Genomic DNA, 14,000 nt, shown 5'->3' with positions numbered 1-14,000 from the left:
CAATCAATAGCCAGGCACGGACTGTCCGTACCATTCCTGCAAGACGGCGTCCAAAAACGCCGCCTCCCTATCGAATCCATTCTAGTCAGCAACGCCGCGAGCCTGGGAGGTCCGCCAAACATCGAATCCTTTGACCACCTGGCATATTTGTGGCGCAGACGAGGGCCTGGATGTGCTAGCCGACTTGAGCCTCGTTGTCGCTGCGGCGGCCCACCTCGTAGCGGGGCTCCTCGCCCGTGAGCGTCGAGATGACCGTGATGGCGGGGCCGAGCAGGTCAATGCTCGGAATGCCCCGGCTGTCAAGCTCGCGGCGGATGTCACGACGCAGGTTGCGATCGACGATCGTGTGAAACACCGCCAGGGGCACGTCCGCGGTGATGTTGGAGTCCAGGTACGTGCGAACCATGTCCAAGGACTTGACGTTGCCGAGCTGCTTGATGGTCACGACCTTGTCGCTGAACTGATCGGCTGCCGCCTCGACGACGCTCGCCGCAGTCTCGCCGCGCGCGTCGGAGAGCACGAACACGACGGGGGTGACGTCCGAGAAGATGTCCACGCCAAGCGAATCTTCCACCATCTATGGTCCTCCCAATCCTCGGTGCCGCCGACGACGTTCGCGGCACAAACGATGCTGCTGGCCCTATTGCGCCCTGGAGAGCGCCCCGACGTCCGCCACGCCCGTGAAGACCGAGACGAACAGGTTGAGGAGCCTAAGACGATTCTCCCTGATACCAGTGTCCTTGTCCATGACGAGAACGTCCTCGAAGAACCGGTCGATTGGTCGGCGCAATTCGGCGAGGGCGACGCAGGCGGCCTCGTAGTCGTGCGCCGCGAGCGCGGCGCGCACGGAGGCGGACCCCACGCGGCAGGCCGCGAGCAGCGCGCGCTCGGCGTCGCTCATGGTCGTCTCGTCCGGCTCGCCGGCCAGGCTCGAGTCGGCGAGGTGGGCGGCACGGGTGTAGGCGTGGGCCAGATCCTCGAAGAGCTCGGGCTCTCTTGAGCGGGCGTCCTCGAGGGCGTGGGCGCGCGCGAGGAACTCGGCGGGGTCGATGACCCCGACGGCCGTGACGGCTTCGATGACGTCGACGGAGACGCCGTCCTCGCGGGCGATGGTCGCCAGGCGCCCCTGGAAGAAGCCGACGATCGCACGAAGGGCGACCTCGGGGTCAAACGGGAGCCCCTGGGACTGATAGGTGTCGAGCGAGAGGGAGATGAGCGCGCACAGGCTCACGGGAGGCAGCGAGCGCAGCAGTGCGATGACGCCGATGGCCGCCCGACGCACCGCAAAGGGGTCCTTGGAGCCCGTCGGGGCCTCGTCGATGGCAAAGATGCCGCAGATGGTGTCGAGCTTGTCGGCGACGGCGACCGCCGTGCCCACGACGCCGGTGGGCAGCGCGTCGCCGGAAAACCGCGGGCGGTAGTGCTCGCGAATGGCGTCGGCGACGTCGGCGGGCTCGCCGGCGGCCCGGGCGTAATAGCCCCCCATGACGCCCTGCTGGCTCGTGAACTCGACGACGGCCTGGGTGACGAGGTCGGCCTTGGCAAGGCGGGCCGCGCGCGCCGCATGGGCGACGACGTCGGCGTCTGCGCCCGCCGCGCGGGCGACCTCGGGGGCGACGGCCTCCATGCGCTCGGCCTTCTGCAGGACCGTGCCCAGGCGCTCCTGGAAGACGACGGTGCCCAGGCGGCTCACGTAGTCCTCCAGAGGGCGCTTGAGGTCCTCCTCCCAGAAGAACTTGGCGTCGTCGAGGCGCGCCCTCACGACCCGCTCGTTGCCGTCGATCACCGTGTCGTCGCAGGCCGGGTCGGCGTTGGAGACGACGACAAACTCGCGCGTGAGGGCGCCCGAGGCGTCCAGGATGGGAAAGTAGCGCTGGTGGGAGAGCATGGACTCGCTGATGATCTCCTCGGGCACCGCGAGGAACTCCTCGTCAAAGCGGCCCACGAGCACGTGGGGCCACTCGCAGAGGTTCACGACCTCGTCAAAGACGCGGGCGGGCGTGTCCACCCGGGCACCGTCGCGGGCGGCCTCGACGTCGGCGATGCCCGCCCGGATGACCTGCGCGCGCTCGCGCTCGCCCATCACGTGACAGGAGCGGAGCGTCTCCACGTAGCTCGCCGGGTCCTTGACCTCATGCTCGCCCGCACCCATGACCCGGTGACCTCGCGTCGTGGCGCCGCTCGTGACGCCCGCGTAGGTCACGGGGACCACCTCGGCGCCGAAGAGGGCGCAGATCCAGCGAACGGGTCGCACGAAGGTCTGGCGCTCGCAGCCCCAGCGCTGGGAGCGGTAGTTGGGCCACTCCAGGGAGGCCATGACGTGCTCGGACAGCTCGCTGAGGATCTGGGCGCTCTGGCGGGAGGGGCTCACGCGCTCGGCGAAGACGTATTCTTTGCCGTCAGCGTCACGTCGGCGCACGAGGTCGCCGGAGTCGACGGCGTTCTTGCGTGCGAAGCCCAGAGCAGCCTTCGTGGGGCTTCCTCCCTCGTCAAACGCGATGGAGGCCGCAGGGCCGCGCCGGGTCTCACGGACCTCCCTTGTCCGGGTCGGCAGCCCCCTGACGACGACGGCGAGGCGACGGGGCGTGGAGAGGGTCTCAAGGCCCTCGAAGGCGAGGCCCGCCTGCCCCAGGCCGGCGCGGACGAGCTCGCCCAGCTGCCTCTGGGCGTTCATGAGCGGCGCGGAGGGCATCTCCTCGCAGCCGATCTCGAGCAGAAAGTCGCGTGTCTCGGCCATCCTAGGCCACCTCCCCTTCCGTGCCCGCGCCCTCGACGGCGGACGCCACCTCCGTCAGATATGACTCGCAGCAGGCCTTGGCCAAGGCGCGGACGCGCAGGATGTAGTTGGCGCGCTCGGTGGCCGAGATGGCGCCGCGCGAGTCCAGCAGGTTGAAGGCGTGACTGCACTTCATGACGCAGTCATAGGCGGGGAGCGGCAGCCTGCGCCGTAGGCAGGCGTGGCACTCCGCCTCGTACTCGTCAAACTTCTCGCGCATGAGGTCGACGTTGGCGACCTCGAAGTTGTACGTCGAGAACTCGCGCTCGTTCTCGAGGAACACCGTGCCATAGGTCATCGGGGTCCCGTCGGGCAGATAGCTCCACACGATGTCATACACCGAGTCGACGCCTTGGGCGTACATGGCGATGCGCTCCAGGCCGTAGGTGATCTCGACGGGGACGGGATCGACCTCGATGCCGCCCACCTGCTGGAAGTAGGTGAACTGCGTGACCTCCATGCCGTCCATCCACACCTCCCAGCCCAGGCCCCAGGCACCGAGCGTGGGGCTCTCCCAGTCGTCCTCGACGAAGCGCACGTCATGGGCGGCGGGGTCAAGGCCGATCGCCGAGAGCGAGCCGAGGTAGAGCTCCTGGGAGTCCGCCGGGGACGGCTTGAGGACCACCTGGAACTGGTAGTAGTGCTGCATGCGGTTGGGGTTCTCGCCGTAGCGCCCGTCGGCGGGGCGGCGGCAGGGCTGCGGGTAGCAGGTGCGCCACGCGGCGGGGCCGAGCGAGCGCAGGAGGGTGGCCGTGTGGAACGTGCCGGCGCCCACCTCCGAGTCATAGGGCTGCATGACGGTGCATCCCTGGTCCGCCCAGTAGTGCTCGAGGGCCAGGATCATGTCCTGGAACGTCAGCGATTTCGTATCCATCCTCCGTGCGTCTCCAATCCGTCCCGACGGGATGCTAGAGCCCCCTGGCGTCGGCGAAGGGCCAATAGATGAACAGCGCGCGCGACGTGATCGACGAGACGCTCACGGCGCCAAAGTAGCGGGAGTCGAGCGAGTTGGTGCGGTTGTCACCCATCACCCAGACGCGGTCGCCGGGCACGATGTAGGGATAGCTGACGTCGGCCGCGAGGGCGGGGGCGTGGCGGTCGAGCGGGAGGGTCGGCCTGCCCTCGACGTAGTCCTCCACCTGCTCGACGCCGTCCACGTACACCTTCCCGTCATGGATGTCCACCGTCTGGCCCGCCGTCGCGACCACGCGCTTGATGAGGGTCGTGCCCGGGTCCTCGGGGTCATCGAAGGTGACGACGTCGCCGGGGCGGGGGCTCACGAAGCGGTACGACACCTTCTCGCCCACCAGCTGGTCACCCTGGCGAATCGTGTCGAGCATCGAGCCCGACGGCACGTAGTAGACGCCGAAGACGAAGGCGCGCAGCAGCGCCACCACGACGAGGGCGACGACGAAGGACTTGGCCCACGAGAGGGCGCCGGCATCGCGGCGCTCCTCGCGCAGGTGCGCGCCGCCCGCGCCCGAGGCGTCATCGATGTCACCCATCCTGGCCCTCCCCTTCCGCCCGGCCCGCGAGCTCCCCTGCGAAGGCGCGCTCGAGCACCGTGAGCGTCGCGGCGTCCAGGAGGTCGGGGCGCCAGCGGGCCGTGCGCCTGATGGCGCTCTCCCTGCGCCAGGCGTCCACCTTCGCATGGTCGCCCGACAGGAGCACCTCGGGCACCCGCCTGCCCCGAAAGTCGGCGGGGCGCGTGTACTGCGCGTATTCGAGCAGGCCGTCCGAGAACGACTCGTCCTGGGCGCTCTGCTCGTCGCCCAGGGCGCCGGGCAGCAGCCGAACGACGGAGTCGATGAGCGCCAGTGCGGCGAGCTCCCCGCCCGTCAGGACGTAGTCACCCAGCGAGACCGTCTCGTCCGCCAGCTCATAGGCCCGCTCGTCCATGCCCTCGTAGCGGCCGCAGACAAGAAGGAGGCGGTCGCGGGCGGCGAGCCCCTGCGCCAGCGCCTGGCTGTAGGGTCGTCCGCAGGGCGAGAAAAACACCACGTGCGGGCGCCTCGGGCCGCGGGCCCTGAGGTCCTCGACGGCCTCGAAGAGGGGTCCGCACATCATGAGCATGCCCTGGCCTCCGCCGAAGGGGGCGTCGTCCACGGTGCGATGCCGGTCGTGCGTCCAGCTTCTGAGGTCGTGCGCCTCGAAGGTGAAGACGCCGCGGCGACGGGCGCGACCGAGGACGGACGCCGACAGGTAGGGGTCAAAGACCTCCGGGATCACCGAGAGGGCCTCGATCATCATGAGCCTGACACCTCCTCGTCCTCGCCGGGCGTCGCCGCCCGGGCGTCCGCCGGCAGGCGCACCACGACGACGCCCCCCTCGTCAATGCCCACGACCTGCTCGTCCACGACGGCGACGAGCAGGTCGCCGTCCGGCCCCCGCACGACCCAGCCGTCGTTGGCGACGCCCCGCATGACCTCGACGATGCTGCCCACGTCCCCGCGACGCAGGTCGCGCACCGGACGCCCCACCAGGGTGCGGGCGTCATGGAGCCAGAAGTCGGCGGGCAGGTCGTCCGTCGCCGCGAGAAGCGTGGTCCCCACGTAGGCGGAGGCGGCGTCGATGTCCCCCACGCCCTCAAAGGAGACCAGGCGACCTTCCCCGTCGCCCCTGAGGCCCTGAATCATCAGACGCCTCGGCGCCTTAAGCGGCGGCGGGACGGCCCACACGGTCATGCCGGGGCGTAGGTAGCACGGGAGGCCGTCAACGGGAACCGCGACGACCTCCCCTCTTCGTCCGTGCGCCTTCTCGACGCGCGCAAGCTGTCGAAAGCTCTGACGCAACGTCTACCCCAGGACCTCGACCTCTACCGCGCATCCCACCTTGGAGCCCAGCGCCCGGGCCAGGGTGCGAATGGCCTTGATGGTGCGGCCGCGCTTGCCGATGACGCGCCCGGCGTCCTCCTCGGCGCAGCTGATCTCGATGAGCGAGGCGCCGTCACCGTCGGTGACGTCAAGGGAGACGCTCTCCTCGTGGGTGACCAAGCCGCACACGACGAACTCGACGAGGTCGGCCACCTTGTCGGAGGGAAGCTCCTCGACCTCGGGTGCGCGTGTCTCGTCCACGACGGCTACTCCGCGCTCTCTTCGGCGGCCGCGGCGGCCTTGGCGGCAGCCTTCTTGGAGGGCTTGCGCTTCTTCTCGGGGGCGGGAGTGCCGTTTTTCACGATGTCGATCAGATGGGCGACGGCGTTGGAGGGCTGGGCGCCCTTGGCGACCCACTCGTCGACCCTCTCGATGTCGATGTCGATCGTCTTGGGGTTCGTCAGCGGGTTATAGCGTCCGACGAGGTCGATGTAGCGGCCGTCGCGGGGCATGCGGCCGTCGGCGACGACGACGCGGTAATACGGACGCTTCTTTGCGCCGTGACGGGCGAGACGAATCTTAACTGCCAAAGTAGTACTCCTTACATCGCGCGACGCCTCGGTCGGTTTGGTCATGCGTCGCATTGCCACACAAGCGATTCTTTATGATACGACATGCGTCACCTGGCGCAAGCTACAGTTTTTGTGGAGCCGGCGCCATCGGGCGGGCGACAGGTGCCGTGAGTCGTGTGGAGGCGCGATGGGCAACGTGGTTTAAGGCCAATTACAGGCGCAGATAGTACAATGGCTCGAACCCGTCTCGTCAGCACGCCCCATCCACCAGCCGCAGGAGGCAGCAATGAACATCCTGGTAGTCGAGGACGAGCGCAACCTCGCCGACGCCATCGTGCACATCCTCAAGGACGAGGACTTCAACGCCGAGGCCGTCTATGACGGGCCTTCAGGCCTCGCCGCCGCCCAGAGCGGCCTCTATGACGCCGTCGTCCTCGACATCATGCTTCCGGGCATCGACGGCATCGAGGTCGTCAGGGCGCTGCGCCATTCGGGCAACTCCGTGCCCGTGCTCATGCTCACGGCCAAGACGTCCACCGCCGACATGGTCAGCGGCCTGGACGCCGGCGCGGACGACTACATGACCAAGCCCTTCGAGACGCCAGAGCTCATCGCCCGCCTGAGGGCGCTCACCCGCCGTCAGGGAGACGTCGTCATCGACGAGGTGGACTTTGCCGACCTCAAGCTCGACCTCATGACCCATGACCTGTCCTGCGGCGGGCGCAAGGTGCATCTCTCGGGCAAGGAGTTCTCCGTCATGCAGATGCTCATGAGCTCCAACGCACGCGTCATCTCGAAGCAGGACCTCCTCAGCAGGGTCTGGGGCACGACGGGCGGCGCCTCGGAGAACTCCGTCGAGGCCTACGTCTCGTTCTTGCGCAAGAAGGTCGCTCACATCCACTCGAAGGTGCAGATCACCACGTTGCGCATGCTCGGCTATCGTCTTGAGTACTTTGGTCAGGACGACTGCTAGCGCCACGCGACGCTCTGTCGGGGGTGAGCATGCTCGGGCCGCTCAAGCGAAAGTTCACCATCGTCGTCACGACGCTCGTGGGCCTCGTCCTCACGGGCGTCCTGGCGGCGTCGCTGTGGTTTTCCTGGCTTGCCAAGAGCAACGCCATGGATCAGGTGCTCGGCCATTACCTCGAGGGGTCGCTCTCGGCCCAGCCCGCCGTCGACATGCGCCCCGAGGCCGCCGTCGGCAGCGGCGTCCTGGTGACCTCGCTTGAGGTCTCCCCCACCGGCATCGTGCTGTCCACCAACAACCCGTCCGTCTCGCTTGACGCGGACGATCTCGAGGCAATCGTCTCCATGGCGCTGGGGGGCGCGTCGGGTGACGGGCGCGTGGACGGCCTCGACGTCGCCTGGAAGTCCCGAAGGCTCGCCAACGGCAACCTGCGCATCGCCATGCTCGACGCGAGCGGCTACAACCGCTTCTGGAAGAGCCAGGTGACGCGTTCGCTCGTCGCCTTCGTCCTCTCGCTGGGAGCGGTCACCATCATCGCCATGTTCCTCGCCGACTGGGTCGTCCAGCCCATCCAGGAGGCCTTCGACCGACAGCGGCGCTTTGTGGCAGACGCCTCACACGAGCTCAAGACGCCGCTTGCCGTCATCCTCGCCAACAGCGACATCCTCCTCAGGTCGGACGCGCTCCTTGCGCGTGACCGACGCTGGGTCGAGAGCACCCGGGACGAGGCCCGGCGCATGAGGGGCCTCGTCGTCGACCTGCTGCAGCTCGCCAAGGCGGACGAGGGCGTCGCCAACCCCGCCTCCCCCGCTCTCAGCACCCGCGAGATGGACCTCAGCGAGCTGGTCGAGTCCGCCTGCCTCGAGTTTGACGCCATCGCCTTCGACAGGGGCTGCGCCATCAAGACCGAGATCGTCGAGGGACTCCATACCCAGGGTGACCCGGACTGGACCTCGCGCCTCGTGCGAATCCTCGTCGACAACGCCTGCAAGTACGCGTGCAGGGACAGCGAGGTCACGGTGCGTCTCGCCCCGGAGCGTCACCGCCGCCTGCGCCTGTCCGTCACCAACCAGGGCGAGACGATTTTGCCCGGCGACCTCAGGCACGTCTTCGACCGCTTCTACCGCTCGGACGGCTCGCGCACCCGGACGGACTCACCCGGGGGGTTTGGCCTGGGCCTGGCCATCGCCAAGGGCATCGCGGAGGCTCAGGGGGGATCCATAGCGGCGACGAGCGACAGGGCGGCGGGGACGACCTTCTTCGTCATCCTGCCCCAGTCGCCGCACTCGGCAAGGGAGGCGTAGATGGCCTGGGAGGGAGCTGCCATCGGGCTCTTGGACCTCGACGCCTTCTTCGCCTCCGTCGAGCAGCTCGACCATCCCGACTGGCGCGGCAGGCCCGTCATCGTGGGAGGGTCACCGCAGCGGCGCGGCGTCGTGTCGACGGCATCCTACGAGGCGAGACGCTATGGCGTCCACTCCGCCATGCCCTCATGGCAGGCGCGGAGGCTCTGTCCTGACGCCATGTGGACGACGGGGCACTTCGAGCGCTACCGCGAGCTTTCGAGGCGCGTCATGGCGATCGTCGGGGACGAGACGCCCCGCGTGGAGCAGGTTTCCATCGACGAGGCCTTCTTTGACGTCACGCCCGGCCGGTACTCGCGCGAGGACCCCGTCGCCATCTGCCGGCGCATCCAGCGCCGCGTCCTCGACCTGGGCATCAGCTGCTCCATAGGCCTGGGCGTCAACAAGACCGTGGCAAAGATCGCCTCCGAGCGCGACAAGCCGCGCGGCCTCTGCGTCGTCAGGAACGCGCAGACGCAGGCGTTCTTGGCCCCGCTGCCCGTCGAGGCCTTAAGCGGCGTCTCGGCCCTGAGGCGACCGACCGTTCGCGCGACCGCGCTCACGAGCTCGTCGATTCCCTGACCGGTGACGGCAGAGACCTCGAAGAGGGGCCTGCCGTCCGCATGGGTGGTCTCTTATACACATCTAGATGTGTATAAGAGACGGGCGGAGGGGAGCTCGAGGCCGCCGTGACCCACATGTGCGCGCTCGTGGGTCCCCGCCTGCGCAAAAGGGGCCTGCGCGCCGACGAGCTCACGCTCAAGCTCCGCTTTGACCTTGACCACACGCGCACGGCGCACCGGCGGCTCGCGCGCCCCACGGACGACGAGCGCGTGTTTGGCCCGACGGCCCTGGAGCTGCTCGACGACGTGTGGTCCGAGGGGACTGCCGTGCGCCTGGTGGGCGTCGCGCTCAGCGGCTTCGACCGGGCGCAGGCGGAGCAGCTCTCCCTCTTCATGCCCGACGGGACGCCGACGACACGGGACGGGGGCGACGGGGGCGGCCGGCGTCGCCTCGTCGAGGTGGAGGACAGCATCCGCTCGCGCTTCGGCGCGGGCGCGCTCACCCGCGGCAGCGACCTGCGCCTGAGGGAGGCCCTGTCGGACACGGTGGGCAACAACCACGACGGGACGGGCTGACCCGCGCCGCGCCTCCCCGCCCTACGGCGAGGCGTCTCCGGAGGGCTCGGGACTATCCCGCGACGGGCCCCGGCGCGGCAGGCTCGCTCAGAGCGCCCTCGAGGCCCAGGTCCACGCGAGGCGCCTCGCCCCACAGGCGCTCGAGCCTGAAGTAGTCGCGCGCCTCGGGCTTGAACACGTGAACGACGAGGGAACCGTAGTCAATGAGCACCCAGCTTGCGGTGCCGCGCCCCTCGGACGAGAGCGGCTTGATGCCGCAGTTTGCGCTCACCTTCTGGCGGACCTCATCGACGATGGCATCGAGCTGGGGGTTGTTCTGCGCGGTGCAGATGAGGAAGTAGTCGCAGACGTCAGAGAGCCCCGTCAGGTCAAGGAGCAGGATGTCCGCGGCCTTCTTGTCGTCCGCCGCCAACGCGGCAACCTTCGCCACCTCACGTGATGTCATCGTCATGTAGCGAACCCCTCTCCTTTGGTCGCGGGCGGGCGCCCTCACGAACGGCGCGCCAGCACCAGCTGGTTATATGTGTCTATCGTACCCGTATACAGATAGCGACGCGTCTTGAGCACGTAGGCGATGCCCGCGACGAACATGCGCTCAAACACCGCGTCGAGCGGCGCGCCGGCGGCCACCATGGCCCTGACCTCCTCGATGTCGGCAGACGCCCGGCGCGTCGGCTCGATGGCGTCCGCCACGAAGACCACCATGTCAAGGGGCGTCATGTCCGCCGAGCCCAAGGTATGGAGCTCGATGGCCCTGAAGACCTCGCGCGGCAGCTCCGGGTAGAGGGTCGCGAGACGTCGCGCGGCCGTGAGGCCGTGCAGGAGCGGCAGCACGAGCGCAAGGTCGACGCCCAGGTCGACGTCGAGCTCCCGCGCCGCCTCGAGCTGCTCCGAGGGGGAGAGGACCTTGTCCCAGTCGTGCAGGATACCGGCGCAGCGGGCCACGAAGGGGTCGACGCCGTAGGCACGCGCCAGCGACTCGGCCGTCAGGGCCACCGAAAGCGAGTGTTCGAAGCGTCGGGGCCTCAGGCCGCGCATGTGCCGCTCAAGGTCCCCCTCAAGACGCGCGATCGTCTCACGACGCCCCTCGTCGTAGGACGGGCGCGGCAAGGTCCCTGACGATGCGACGTGTGACGTCATGCGTCCTCCAATGACCCGTAGCGGGTGGGTCGGGCCCCGTAGAGCGCGTGCTTGTGGATGTAGCCCGTCACGACGTCCGGCGTGAGATAGCGCAGGCTCTGGCAGGCGGCGACGCGTGCCCGAAGGTAGCTGGACGAGATCGCGAGGGCCGGAACCTCAAGGTAGATGACGTCAAAGCCAAACGGGGAGCGGTCGATGGCGCGCTCGGCCCGGCCGAGGTCGTAGCCGGGCCGCGTCGCCGCGACGAGGGTGGCGAGCCGGGCGATCGTGCCGGCGTCGCGCCAGCTCACGATGTCCGCCACCGCATCGGCGCCCGTGATGAAATAGAGCTCCACGTTGTCGGGGTACAGGTCCCTCAGGAGCCTCAGGGTGTCGGCGGTGTAGGTGACGCCCGCGCGGTCCACCTCAAAGCGCGAGGCGACGAAGTGGGGGTTGTCGGAGGTCGCGAGCAGCGTCATGGCATAGCGGTGCTCGCCGAGGCTCACGTGCCTGTCCTGCTTGAACGCGGGACGGCCCGCCGGCATGAACACGACCACGTCAAGGCCGAGGTCGTCAAAGGCCTGCTCCGCCGCCACGAGGTGACCGTTGTGAATGGGGTCAAAGGTGCCGCCCATGATGCCGAGGCGGTAGGTGCGCCCTGGGTCCGCCCCAAGCGGGGGAAGGTCGCCGCGCACGGCGTCGGCGCGTGCCCCCCCGTCCTTGTCGCACGTGTCCCGATTCATGCGCCTCCTAGAAGATGAGCAGGTCGTCACGGTGGATGGCGGGCGTCGTGGCCTTATCGGGAGAGAAGCGCCCGATGACGTCGAGCCTGAGCCCCTTGCAGCGTGAGAGGTCGTCGGACGAGTAGCGGCAGACGCCCCGCCCCACGAGGGTCCCGTCGGCGGCGCGGACGTCGACGACGTCCTGCTCGAGGAAGCTCCCCTCGACGCCCCTGACGCCCACGGGCAAAACTGACGCCCCCCGCTCGAGCACGGCGCGCACGGCGCCGTCATCTATGACGACGCTGCCCCGAGGCAGCTCAGCCGTGGCGAGCCAGAGCTTGCGAGCGGACTCTCGCGACGTCTGCGCCGCAGCCTCGATGCGCGTGCCCACCGGCCTGCCATGCACCACGTCCTCGAGCACCTGCGGCTGCCGTCCCCGACAGATCACCATGGGCACCTTGCCTGCCAGGGCGATGCGACCCGCCCTGAGCTTCGTGCGCATGCCTCCCGTGCCCACGGACGTGCCCGCCCCGCCCGCCATGGCCTCGACCTCGGGCGTGATGGCCTCGATGCGGGCCACGAGCGGGGCGTCGGGATGGGCGGAGGGGTCGCTCGCATGCAGGCCATCCACGTCCGAGAGGATCACGTAGAGGCTCGCGTTGACCGCGCAGGCGACGATGGCGCCCAGGGTGTCGTTGTCGCCGAAGTTGAACTCGGTCACCGAGACGGTGTCGTTCTCGTTGACGAGGGGGACGGCGCCCAGCGAGAGCAGCCTTCCCAAGGTGGAGCGCGCGTTGAGGTAGCCCTGACGGTCGGCGAGGTCGCGCCGGGTGAGGAGGACCTGTCCCACCGTCATGCCGTGGCGTGAGAGGGCATCGGCGTACACCTCGGTGAGGACGGCCTGACCGGCCGACGCGCAGGCCTGAAGGCTCGGCATGTCAGCGGGGCGCCGGGTGAATCCCAGACGCCCGAGGCCTGCGGCGACGGCCCCCGAGGAGACAATGATGACGCGATAGCCCTCGCGCGCCAGACGGGCCACCTGGTCGGCAAGGCTGCCGATGAAGGCCTCGTCAATCCCTTCGGAGGCGTCCACGAGCGTGGAGGAGCCGAGCTTGACGACGATGACGCCGTCGGTGTCGATGACGTCGCTCATCTTTCGTCACCCGCAACGCCATCGGGCCCCTCGTCGTGCTCGACGCCCTCGTAGCTGAAGGCAAAATCCAGAATGCGCACCTCGTCGCCCGTCGCGCAGCCTGCGTCGGCGAGCTTGGCGTCGATGCCCGTGCGCCCGAGGCGATGCTGAAGGTACGCCACGGCCTCCTCGTTGTCCCAGTCGGTCTGGACCACCATGCGCTCGACGGCCGGGCCGCTGACGCGCCACACGTGACGGGACTCGCGCGTGACCTCCACATGACGGTCCCTGCGCCGACGGTCGCGCTCGACGGCCTCCGTGAGCTCGCCGGCCGCCCCGTCGTCGACGACCGCTTCGGCCCTGAGGCGACCGACCGTTCGCGCGACCGCGCTCACGAGCTCGTCGATTCCCTGACCGGTGACGGCAGAGACCTCGAAGAGGGGCCTGCCGTCCGCATGGGCCTGCGCCCTGAGGCGAGAGAGCGCGTCGGCGATGCCCGGCATGTCGCACTTGTTGGCGACGACGACCTGGGGTCGCGCCGCCAGCTCGTCGGCATAGGCGGCGAGCTCGGCGTTGATCGCACGGTAGTCCCTTACCGGGTCCCTGCCCTCGAAGCCGCCCGTCATGTCAACGACGTGCAGGATGAGGGCGCTGCGCTCGATGTGACGAAGAAACTCGTGGCCCAGGCCCCTGCCCTCGCTCGCACCCTCGATGAGGCCGGGTACGTCTGCCACGACGAAGGACGAGCCGTCCTTGGCCCTGACCATGCCGAGGTTGGGAACGAGCGTCGTGAAGGGATAGTCCGCGACCTTGGGCCTGGCCGCGCTCACCCGCGCGATGAGGGAGCTCTTGCCCACGGAGGGCATGCCCACGAGGGCGGCGTCCGCCATCAGCTTCATCTCGAGCTCTATCCAGTGCTCGAGGGCGGGCTCCCCCTTCTCGGCGAAGGCGGGGGCCCGACGCACGGAGGTCACGAAGTGTATGTTGCCCCGGCCGCCCTGGCCGCCTGGCGCGACGACGACGCGCTGGCCCGGCCGGGTGAGGTCCGCGATGAGATAGGCGGGCTCCATCGTCTGGGGGTCAAGCTCGCGAACCTGCGTGCCCAGCGGGACCCTGAGGACGAGGTCCGCGCCATCGGAGCCGTGGCGGCGGGCGCCCTGCCCATGGGTGCCGCGCTCGGCGCGGAAGTGATGCTTGAAGCGGTAGTCGATGAGGGACGAGAGCTGCGCGTCGGCCACGAGCACCACGTCGCCGCCGTCGCCGCCGTCGCCGCCGTCCGGCCCGCCCTTGGGCACGTACGCCTCGCGGCGAAACGACATGCAGCCCGCGCCGCCGTCGCCGCCGCGGACGTTGATGCGCGAGAGATCAGTGAAGCTGCTGGATGGCATGATCCCCTCCTTTCCGGCACCCCATCGTA

The 14,000-nt window shown here is 69.0% G+C and carries 16 protein-coding genes and 1 pseudogene; 4 read left to right on the top strand and 13 right to left on the bottom strand.

What is annotated here, in order from left to right:
• Positions 1–175: 175 nt before the first annotated feature.
• The 8 genes from BN3001_RS02995 to rpsP form a co-directional block, all read right to left on the bottom strand.
• Positions 176–577, bottom strand: a complete 402-nt coding sequence (locus tag BN3001_RS02995) for a kinase/pyrophosphorylase (protein ID WP_058270325.1) — start codon at positions 575–577, stop codon at positions 176–178.
• Positions 578–640: 63 nt separating this feature from the next.
• The gene (gene glyS / locus BN3001_RS02990) at positions 641–2,737 is read right to left on the bottom strand and encodes a glycine--tRNA ligase subunit beta (protein ID WP_058270324.1); all 2,097 of its coding nucleotides are present in this window, start codon (positions 2,735–2,737) and stop codon (positions 641–643) included.
• A 1-nt stretch (position 2,738) separates the two neighbouring features.
• The gene (locus tag BN3001_RS02985; protein WP_058270323.1) at positions 2,739–3,650 is read right to left on the bottom strand and encodes a glycine--tRNA ligase subunit alpha; all 912 of its coding nucleotides are present in this window, start codon (positions 3,648–3,650) and stop codon (positions 2,739–2,741) included.
• Positions 3,651–3,684: 34 nt separating this feature from the next.
• Positions 3,685–4,281, bottom strand: a complete 597-nt coding sequence (gene lepB / locus BN3001_RS02980; protein WP_082629944.1) for a signal peptidase I — start codon at positions 4,279–4,281, stop codon at positions 3,685–3,687.
• Positions 4,274–5,026: a tRNA (guanosine(37)-N1)-methyltransferase TrmD gene (trmD, locus tag BN3001_RS02975; protein WP_058270322.1), complete on the bottom strand. Its 753-nt coding sequence runs from the start codon at positions 5,024–5,026 to the stop codon at positions 4,274–4,276. Before trmD ends, lepB begins: the two co-directional genes overlap by 8 nt.
• Positions 5,023–5,568: a ribosome maturation factor RimM gene (locus tag BN3001_RS02970; RefSeq protein ID WP_058270321.1), complete on the bottom strand. Its 546-nt coding sequence runs from the start codon at positions 5,566–5,568 to the stop codon at positions 5,023–5,025. The genes trmD and BN3001_RS02970 overlap by 4 nt, the downstream gene beginning before the upstream one ends.
• A 3-nt stretch (positions 5,569–5,571) precedes the next feature.
• Positions 5,572–5,850, bottom strand: a complete 279-nt coding sequence (locus BN3001_RS02965) for a KH domain-containing protein (protein WP_058270320.1) — start codon at positions 5,848–5,850, stop codon at positions 5,572–5,574.
• A 5-nt stretch (positions 5,851–5,855) separates the two neighbouring features.
• Complete coding sequence (gene rpsP, locus BN3001_RS02960; protein ID WP_058270319.1) at positions 5,856–6,179, bottom strand: 30S ribosomal protein S16; 324 nt, start codon at positions 6,177–6,179, stop codon at positions 5,856–5,858.
• A gap of 268 nt (positions 6,180–6,447) precedes the next feature.
• Between rpsP and BN3001_RS02955 the strand changes: the two genes are divergently transcribed.
• The 4 genes and pseudogenes from BN3001_RS02955 (at position 6,448) to BN3001_RS02940 (ending at position 9,610) form a co-directional block, all read left to right on the top strand.
• Positions 6,448–7,134: a response regulator transcription factor gene (locus BN3001_RS02955; protein ID WP_058270318.1), complete on the top strand. Its 687-nt coding sequence runs from the start codon at positions 6,448–6,450 to the stop codon at positions 7,132–7,134.
• A 29-nt stretch (positions 7,135–7,163) separates the two neighbouring features.
• The gene (locus BN3001_RS02950; protein ID WP_058270537.1) at positions 7,164–8,432 is read left to right on the top strand and encodes a sensor histidine kinase; all 1,269 of its coding nucleotides are present in this window, start codon (positions 7,164–7,166) and stop codon (positions 8,430–8,432) included.
• Positions 8,433–8,999 (top strand): annotated as a pseudogene (locus BN3001_RS02945) (Y-family DNA polymerase); the annotation flags it as partial.
• A 170-nt stretch (positions 9,000–9,169) separates the two neighbouring features.
• Positions 9,170–9,610 (top strand): DinB/UmuC family translesion DNA polymerase, encoded by a 441-nt coding sequence (locus tag BN3001_RS02940; protein WP_058270317.1) that lies wholly within the window; start codon positions 9,170–9,172, stop codon positions 9,608–9,610.
• A 52-nt stretch (positions 9,611–9,662) separates the two neighbouring features.
• On the opposite strand, the gene rsfS is transcribed toward BN3001_RS02940, so the two are convergent.
• From rsfS to obgE, 5 genes are read right to left on the bottom strand one after another with little or no spacing between them, the layout of a single operon-like run.
• The gene (rsfS, locus tag BN3001_RS02935; protein WP_058270316.1) at positions 9,663–10,061 is read right to left on the bottom strand and encodes a ribosome silencing factor; all 399 of its coding nucleotides are present in this window, start codon (positions 10,059–10,061) and stop codon (positions 9,663–9,665) included.
• Between the two features lie 38 nt (positions 10,062–10,099).
• Complete coding sequence (gene yqeK, locus BN3001_RS02930; protein WP_058270315.1) at positions 10,100–10,750, bottom strand: bis(5'-nucleosyl)-tetraphosphatase (symmetrical) YqeK; 651 nt, start codon at positions 10,748–10,750, stop codon at positions 10,100–10,102.
• Positions 10,747–11,472, bottom strand: coding sequence for a nicotinate-nucleotide adenylyltransferase (gene nadD / locus BN3001_RS02925; protein ID WP_058270314.1), 726 nt, complete (start codon positions 11,470–11,472; stop codon positions 10,747–10,749). The genes yqeK and nadD overlap by 4 nt, the downstream gene beginning before the upstream one ends.
• A gap of 7 nt (positions 11,473–11,479) precedes the next feature.
• Positions 11,480–12,604 carry a glutamate 5-kinase gene (proB, locus tag BN3001_RS02920; RefSeq protein WP_058270313.1) on the bottom strand — a complete coding sequence of 375 codons (1,125 nt, stop codon included), beginning with the start codon at positions 12,602–12,604 and terminating at the stop codon, positions 11,480–11,482.
• Positions 12,601–13,971 carry a GTPase ObgE gene (obgE, locus tag BN3001_RS02915; RefSeq protein WP_197407444.1) on the bottom strand — a complete coding sequence of 457 codons (1,371 nt, stop codon included), beginning with the start codon at positions 13,969–13,971 and terminating at the stop codon, positions 12,601–12,603. Before obgE ends, proB begins: the two co-directional genes overlap by 4 nt.
• Positions 13,972–14,000: the final 29 nt, after the last annotated feature.

Origin of the sequence: Olsenella massiliensis, assembly GCF_001457795.1 — a bacterium.
GTDB classification, from domain to species: domain Bacteria; phylum Actinomycetota; class Coriobacteriia; order Coriobacteriales; family Atopobiaceae; genus Olsenella_F; species Olsenella_F massiliensis.
The sequence above is the reverse complement of the archived record's forward strand: the minus strand, read 5'-3'. Positions and strand labels throughout refer to the sequence as shown.

Bases quoted from the DNA above. Each gene is read 5' to 3' on its own strand.
- BN3001_RS02995 (WP_058270325.1), bottom strand. From the start codon at position 577: ATGGTGGAAGATTCGCTTGGCGTGGACATCTTCTCGGACGTCACCCCC.
- glyS (WP_058270324.1), bottom strand. From the start codon at position 2,737: ATGGCCGAGACACGCGACTTTCTGCTCGAGATCGGCTGCGAGGAGATG.
- BN3001_RS02985 (WP_058270323.1), bottom strand. From the start codon at position 3,650: ATGGATACGAAATCGCTGACGTTCCAGGACATGATCCTGGCCCTCGAG.
- lepB (WP_082629944.1), bottom strand. From the start codon at position 4,281: ATGGGTGACATCGATGACGCCTCGGGCGCGGGCGGCGCGCACCTGCGC.
- trmD (WP_058270322.1), bottom strand. From the start codon at position 5,026: ATGATGATCGAGGCCCTCTCGGTGATCCCGGAGGTCTTTGACCCCTAC.
- BN3001_RS02955 (WP_058270318.1), top strand. From the start codon at position 6,448: ATGAACATCCTGGTAGTCGAGGACGAGCGCAACCTCGCCGACGCCATC.
- BN3001_RS02950 (WP_058270537.1), top strand. From the start codon at position 7,164: ATGCTCGGGCCGCTCAAGCGAAAGTTCACCATCGTCGTCACGACGCTC.
- BN3001_RS02940 (WP_058270317.1), top strand. From the start codon at position 9,170: ATGTGCGCGCTCGTGGGTCCCCGCCTGCGCAAAAGGGGCCTGCGCGCC.
- rsfS (WP_058270316.1), bottom strand. From the start codon at position 10,061: ATGACGATGACATCACGTGAGGTGGCGAAGGTTGCCGCGTTGGCGGCG.
- yqeK (WP_058270315.1), bottom strand. From the start codon at position 10,750: ATGACGTCACACGTCGCATCGTCAGGGACCTTGCCGCGCCCGTCCTAC.
- nadD (WP_058270314.1), bottom strand. From the start codon at position 11,472: ATGAATCGGGACACGTGCGACAAGGACGGGGGGGCACGCGCCGACGCC.
- proB (WP_058270313.1), bottom strand. From the start codon at position 12,604: ATGAGCGACGTCATCGACACCGACGGCGTCATCGTCGTCAAGCTCGGC.
- obgE (WP_197407444.1), bottom strand. From the start codon at position 13,971: ATGCCATCCAGCAGCTTCACTGATCTCTCGCGCATCAACGTCCGCGGC.